The following is a 6,768-nucleotide window of genomic DNA, read 5'->3' as shown; positions in this document are numbered from 1 at the left end:
TCCTGGCGGACGGCCAAAACCCCACCCTCCCCTGCCTTATGGCTGGCGATGTCGGTCGGGGTTTTGGAACAGAGCGGAGCCGGAAAAATCCCCATGAGCGAGACCACAGGGATCGAGCGATTGGGGCGTTTTCCGGCGGGATGTCAGATGCGGCGTGGCGGTGGCGGGGGKGTAAAAAATTACACTTCCATTTCTTGCCACTCTTTCCTTCTTTCACCCCCGCCACTCTTTCCTTCTTTCACCCCCGCCACTCTTTCCTTCTTTCACCCCCGCCGCCTGTCGCGGAGCATACCAAGCAGTTCGCGCAGGATGCCCAGCAGGGCGCGGATTAGATCAAGGTGGTCGAACATCGTGGATCTCCGATGATGAGGGACTGGACCGCATCATCGGGGCAGGGCCGCGTGGGTTATATGACGGGGTTGGCAGCCCGTGCGGTCCCGGAAACGGGTCCCCTCATGACAACTCCGGCGCGATCCTTCGCACCGGGGTTTTCTGCCGCATAAAACCGAATATCGACGGGGACGCTGCCGAGGGTTGAACCGGGGGGCAGCTTGTGGAGGGACGAAGTGGACATTCCCAGGTTACACTCGTCCCGGATTTCTCGACCTGGAGACGGCATGAATTTCAAGGTGACAGAGGACTGGCAGGCCACTTACGCAGATCCAATACGCCTGAAGGCCGGAGAGGTGCTTTCTCTCACAGGCCGTCAGAACAATTGGGATGGTCACATCTGGCTCTGGGCCAGATCGGCAGGCGGCTTAGAAGGCTGGATACCGGATACCATCGTCAGCAAAACAAACGCCGGCTGCGTCGCAATCGAAGATTATACCGCTGCTGAACTTACCTGCCAGGCAGGCCAAAGCGTCAGGGGCGAGAAGGAAACACATGGCTGGGTGTTCTGCCGATTGCAGGACGGTTCTGCCGGTTGGATTCCACGGAGAAATCTCGAAGCGAATGGCGGGTAAGCGGGACAAAGCGGACGGTCGCGTTGGCGTCGACCACTATTCCATCATTCTCAGCAGCGAGTCGGTCACCATCGCCTTGACCTCCGGCGACAGCGGTCGTCCGCCCATGGCCCGGTGAGCCCAAAGCCCGTCAGCTGCAATCCGCGCCAAGAAGTTTGCTCGGCCCACAGGATCATCCACCTGCGGAGCCGGTGGTGCCCAATGATCCATCACTTCTGACCACACCTGAGCCAACCGTTCATCCCCGGCGCTTTCCAGCATCATCAGCAGCTCGGCCCGGGTGGCATCCCGGCTGCAGCTTTGCACATAGGCTTTGTAGCGGTCGGCGGGCAGGTCCGGGTCCGGTGTAAGACTGAGCAGTTGCGCCTCCCATTGCCGGGCAAGGTGCTGGTGCGTGGCTAGGATTAGCTCATCACGGGAGGAGAAGTGATAGATGATCCCTCCCCGGGTTATGCCGGTTTCTGCAGCCACAGCGTCGAAGGTGACCGCTGTGACCCCATCCCGCTCGATCAGCCGCACCACCCCATCGAGGATCTTGTCACGGTTGCTCTCTCTCATCGTGATCTCCTCAATGCGGATAGTGCGAAGACTGCGAACCCGGTCCATAGGACCGCAGTAATACGCCGGTGAACAGCGCACCAAGCGCAATGACACCCGCGACGACATACATCACCATCAGGAAAGCGCGGTCAAACGCCGTTGACGCGGCCTGTTTTAGCGCAATGCCATCGGCGCCCATCTCATCGGCAATCGACAAAGCATTGGGCAGGCTGTCGCGCGCCGCCGCAGCGATGCCCCCAGGCAAAACAACGCCCAGAGAATAGACCGCCGCCATCAGGCTGCCCAAAAGGGCAACGGCAATCAGACTGCCGAACTCAAAGGAAACCTCCTCGACCGAGGCTGCCATCCCGGCGTTTTTCACCGGCGCATTGCCGACGATGGCAGTGGAGGCCACCGACATGGCCGCCCCGACCCCAGCACCCGCAAGCACCGATCCGGCGATCAGCCAACCGATGCCGTGGCTGATCCCCAAGGTTGCGATCAGGACACCGACCGTCGCTACCGCCAGCCCGCCCGCGATTAGGATGCGCAGCCCGATCCGGTGCAGGAAGGCACCACCAAGCATTGCGGTCGGCAGCGACCCGATGGCTGCCAACGAAACAAGGATGCCCGCCTGCATGGGCGTGAAGCCGGCGACCAGCTGGAAGCGCTGCGTGGTTGCCAGTTGTAGCCCGGCGAAGGCGAACATGGCAAAGGCCGCAGCCAGAGTGCCCGCAAGGAAGGCCGGGTTGCGAAACAAGGCAAAGTTCAGGAGCGGGTCCGCCAGCCGGGATTGCCGACGCGTGAACAGGAGCGTTGAGATCAGGCCGATGGCTGCTGCGGCGGCGGGGACTGCCCAGGATTGCCCGGCATGAGCGGTTTCCTTGATGGCGATCACCAGCGCCGCTAGGGAAACCAACGCCAGCACGGATGAGACGAAATCCCAGTGCCGCGACCTGTCGGGAGCAACCCTCGGTGCCACAATCAGCGTCGAGATGAACGCGAGAGCCACCACCGGCACGTTCACCAGGAACACCGATCCCCACCAGAAATGGGACAGCAGGAAGCCCGAGATGATTGGCCCGAGTGCGACGCCGATCACCGAGATCGAGCCCCAGATCGCGATGGCGAAATTGCGCTCTTTCTCATCGGTGAAGCTGACCCGCAGTAGGGCAAGCGTGGCGGGCATCATTGCGGCGGCACCGACCGCAAGGAAGGCCCGGGCCGCGATGAGGACATTGGCCGTTGGCGCGAATGCCGCGACCAGCGAGGCGATGCCGAACAGGACCAGCCCGATCAGAAACATTAGACGATGCCCGACGCGGTCACCGAGCGTGCCCGCCCCAAGAAGCAACCCCGCCATGACAAGAGGATAGGCGTTGATGATCCACAGACCCTGGGTCTGGCTCGCGCCCAGTTCCCGGGTCAGGGTCGGCAGGGCGGTATAGAGGATGGAGTTGTCCAGCGTGATCAGCAGCAGACCAGCCGCCACAGTCACCAGAACCGCCCAACGGTTGCGGGGGGATACAGTCATTTTCAATGCACCTTGGCTAACACTTAACTATACTATCATGTTTGTATAGTTTTGCTAGACTGATTTTGTTTGTGTCAACCGGCGGGCTGTGCTGCAGCATCACACCAATCTAGGCGTCTGCTTTGGGCTCCAAGCAGACGTTCGCAGAGGGTTATGATCGAGACCACGGCCACCAACTCCGGCGCTTTGGTGGTGCCGCAAGAAGCGCCGTGGCTTGCTGCTTCCAGGCGTCGCGGTCTGCCATCAGATCGTTCGTGATTTCACGCTCTCGGTCCAGTGCCGCCCGCAGTGCGGCATTCTCAGCCTCCAGCACTGCGGTTCCAACCGGTTCCGTTTGGGGTGCCGCACTGATCCATTCGGAACCCCCAGGGGTTCCAATCCGGAACGCCCTGGACAGTTCGGAGGCGTCGATGGTGTAGCTTCCGTCATCATGGCGCGTGGCGCTTATTTTACCGGACTTGATGGCCCTATTGATTGTAGATTTGCTTTTTCCGGCGGCTTTTGCTGCCTGTGAAAGAGAGAGTGCCATAGGGGTTCCGCTCTGCGTCAACTGCGCCCCACTTTGGCACAGAAGCTGCTGAACAGCTCTTCGATGTTGTGGGCATCGAGCCTGATTTCCTTGGCATCGCAAAAACGGCGAAAATCGGCGGCAATGAGGCTGTTATCCCTGTTGCAGCCTGCCGCGCGTTTGACCTCAATCCAGTGCGGGCTGTAGGTGATGCCGCCTGTTTCTGGAAAGGCCCGAACCGGGGATTCTGCCGTGCCATCGCGCCTTGCCTTCCGGCCCACCTTGGAGTTGTCCAATTCGCGTTTGGCAGTTTGTTTGCCGTCTTGTGACTTTTCTTCCCAAGCAATCGTGACGCTGGCCACCGTGCGCCCTACCTTGCGAGGCGTGGCCGTCAGCATCAGGCGCGAAGTCTGATTAATCTCGGCAATGGCTGGCTGGAGAACGCGCTGGTTCAGGTTCGAGAACCGATCCAGTTTTCCATCCTGTACTCCTAACACGGCCCGCAGCTCGCCCACACTGAAGGTTTTGCTGGCGATGTGATTGAGGTTCACAAGGCTGGCGACGTGCTGGAATAGCAGAATTGAATACTTGGATGACAAGGCAAATACAGTTTGCCGATCCATGATTGCCCAATGGCATGAAATTTCAGCCATCTCGCGGAATGCGCCGCCGAACCACCACGCCACTAGCAGATCGTCGCTGACCTCATGACGGTAATCCAGCTTCGCCCTATCTAGAAATCCACCGATGATCTCGCATTGGGCCTCGGTGTCGTCGAACACGATCACCGCCCCGGCCAGTTCGATGAACAGCTTGCGCAGGGTAGCGCGGCTGTGATTGCGCATTCCGTCAATTTTCTTGATGTCGGCCAGCCGCAGTTCGTGGCGCACATCCTCAGCCATTCGCCCACCCGCTTTGCCGATCAGCAGGTGCATCAGCTTGAGAGCTTCAGCCCCCGGCGGATTCTCGATGTAGATCCCCCGTGCCACCTCGGCAGGCAGCACAGTTTTGGTCTCGTCGTGAGCGCGGTCAGCCGCGATTTGCGTAGTCTTTTTCATGGCAACATTTAAGTTCACTTAAATGTTGCCTGTCAATGAGCGAATACGTCCCCATATGTTGCCTTCCAGTCCCCATATGTTGCCTTCCAGTCCCCATATGTTGCCGATAGACACGCAAGCATATGAAAATAAAAGGATATTTCCGCCTGAACTATAGAACTAAGAGAACAAGAAGGGCTGCGCCCGTTTTTCAGTAGGCTTGAAGAGTGATTTTGGCGCGTTCGGAGACGTTCTGACTCTCATAAACCATGCGCCTCCGGCGCTGCGTGCGGCGAGGTTCAAGACAGGGCTGAGAACAGGAAGGGGCTACCGCTCGTGCTCGTAGCCCCGGTCGCGGTCGGTCTCGAAGGTCTTTGCCAGAAAGTCCCGGTTGTCCGACATCAGGCATTCCAGATCGTGCCCCATCCGGAAACCGGTGCTGCGGTTGTCCAGCTCGGCAAGCATCAAGAGCTGGCGTGAGAACACGGGCTCGCTGGTGATGTGGCCAATGGCGCTCAGATCGCCGCGCCGGAACCGGTCATACTGCGCGTCCGTGGTGTTCGTTTTCAGAAGGTGGATCACCTCCTGATACTCCTCGGCGCTTTTGGTCAGCAGATAATCATCCCGGCTTTGCGCCCTGTACCTGGCAAAGGGATCCTGCACCGGCCTTTCCGGCCCCGCGGTGGCCTCCCTCGCGTCCCTTTCCCTCTGAGCGGCCTCTCTGGCCCTCTGAGCGGCCTCTATAATCGCGCGGGCCCCTGAGGGTGCCTCGGCGGCCTTTGGGGTCTCCACGGGCCTCTCAGGGGCTTCTACGGCATCCCGCACCCGGTCTCTCGGCCTGTCCTGACGGTCTGGCAGGGCGTTGATGCCGTCGAGCATGTCGAGGGTCCTGCCCGCCAGCGCCCTGATCTGCTTCAAACCCTCCGGCGTCCGTCCGTCTGCGGCTGCCTGCGGTTCCGGGCCTTTCTGGAAGGGGATCGCGGCGGCAGCAGCCGGTTGCTGTCTGTCCGTGCGGCGCTCGCTGTTTCGCCCAAAGAGGTTTTTCGCCAGAGTCCCGGCCCGTGCCAGAAACCCTGCGGCCCGCTCCACGACAGGGCGCAAGCGTATGTGGGCGGCCGCGCGTTCTTCGGTCAGCGCCGCGATCTTCCAGCTGCCCTGCGGCTCTCTGGCCTCGATCTGGCGGGCCTGCGGACCAATGTGCTTTGTTGGTATCCGTTCGATGCCCTGGGCTTCGAGGGTGCGCCGATCAATCCGCTCGTCCATCCCGGCGCGTTCCAGGGCGGCGTTGCACACCCGCTCCCACGTCCCCCTCAGCATTTCGGTCGATCCGGACTGAGACATGCGCAGGGCCATCTTGCCCGTCTGCAGGTCGCGGTCGCGCAGCACGACATGGGCGTGGGGATTGTCGGCATCCTTGCCCTGATCGTGGACAGCGGCCAGCCACGCCACCCGGCCTTGGGTCACTTCGGCGGCGAAGGCGCGGACCAGCTCGACCCGCTGCACGGCGTTCAGTTCGCGCGGCAGGGCGATGGTCACCTTGTCGATGACGCGGGCGTTCTTGCGATCCGCTTCCTCTTGCCGGTCCAGCCATGCCCGCGCTTCGCCACCGCGCTCACCAGCGGCGGGAACGGGCATGTCGGAGCCGATCACTTCGCGGCAGGCCCCGGTGCGCGTGATGTAGCTCACATGCGCCCCTGCCGTTCCTGCGGCATGGGTCGATCGGCCAACGCTGGCATGCTTGAGGTGATAGATCGCCATGCGTCAGCATAGGCGTAGCGGCCCCCTCGATGCAAGGGAGGGCGCACTTATGTATTTGCTATGCAAATACGTCCGTCAGGCGGGCGCTGCGCCCCTTCCTGAACCTTCCCAGCCCTCCGATCCTGCAACCCGTTGGGCCGGCGATCTGCGCGGGCGCTGCGCCCCTTGCCAGAGCCGTCCTGGCGGACGGCCAAAACCCCACCCTCCCCTGCCTTATGGCTGGCGATGTCGGTCGGGGTTTTGGAACAGAGCGGAGCCGGAAAAATCCCCATGAGCGAGACCACAGGGATCGAGCGATTGGGGCGTTTTCCGGCGGGATGTCAGATGCGGCGTGGCGGTGGCGGGGGTGTAAAAAATTACACTTCCATTTCTTGCCACTCTTTCCTTCTTTCMCCCCCGCCACTCTTTCCTTCTTTCACCCCCGCC

The 6,768-nt window shown here is 61.2% G+C and carries 6 protein-coding genes; 1 reads left to right on the top strand and 5 read right to left on the bottom strand.

Going from position 1 to position 6,768, the window contains the following annotated elements:
• The first annotated feature begins 617 nt into the window (after positions 1–617).
• Positions 618–965 (top strand): SH3 domain-containing protein, encoded by a 348-nt coding sequence (locus tag GBO37_RS13785; protein WP_157001715.1) that lies wholly within the window; start codon positions 618–620, stop codon positions 963–965.
• A 36-nt stretch (positions 966–1,001) separates the two neighbouring features.
• Here GBO37_RS13785 and GBO37_RS13780 read toward each other — a convergent pair whose 3' ends face one another.
• The 5 genes from GBO37_RS13780 to GBO37_RS13760 all read right to left on the bottom strand — a co-directional run bounded on the left by GBO37_RS13780 (position 1,002) and on the right by GBO37_RS13760 (position 6,342).
• The gene (locus GBO37_RS13780) at positions 1,002–1,523 is read right to left on the bottom strand and encodes a TetR/AcrR family transcriptional regulator (RefSeq protein ID WP_036706857.1); all 522 of its coding nucleotides are present in this window, start codon (positions 1,521–1,523) and stop codon (positions 1,002–1,004) included.
• 10 nt (positions 1,524–1,533) lie between these two features.
• Positions 1,534–3,039 carry an MFS transporter gene (locus GBO37_RS13775; RefSeq protein WP_045983928.1) on the bottom strand — a complete coding sequence of 502 codons (1,506 nt, stop codon included), beginning with the start codon at positions 3,037–3,039 and terminating at the stop codon, positions 1,534–1,536.
• Positions 3,040–3,190: 151 nt separating this feature from the next.
• A complete protein-coding gene (locus GBO37_RS13770) occupies positions 3,191–3,568 on the bottom strand; it encodes a hypothetical protein (RefSeq protein WP_157001713.1) in 378 nt (125 codons plus the stop codon).
• Between the two features lie 17 nt (positions 3,569–3,585).
• On the bottom strand, positions 3,586–4,605 hold the full coding sequence (locus tag GBO37_RS13765) for a replication initiation protein (protein WP_045983929.1): 1,020 nt from the start codon (positions 4,603–4,605) through the stop codon (positions 3,586–3,588).
• Between the two features lie 306 nt (positions 4,606–4,911).
• Positions 4,912–6,342 carry a MobA/MobL family protein gene (locus GBO37_RS13760; RefSeq protein WP_084697661.1) on the bottom strand — a complete coding sequence of 477 codons (1,431 nt, stop codon included), beginning with the start codon at positions 6,340–6,342 and terminating at the stop codon, positions 4,912–4,914.
• Between the last annotated feature and the right edge of the window lie 426 nt (positions 6,343–6,768).

Origin of the sequence: Paracoccus sp. 08, assembly GCF_024105395.1 — a bacterium.
Classification (GTDB): domain Bacteria; phylum Pseudomonadota; class Alphaproteobacteria; order Rhodobacterales; family Rhodobacteraceae; genus Paracoccus; species Paracoccus marcusii.
This window is presented reverse-complemented; position numbering and strand designations above follow the sequence as displayed.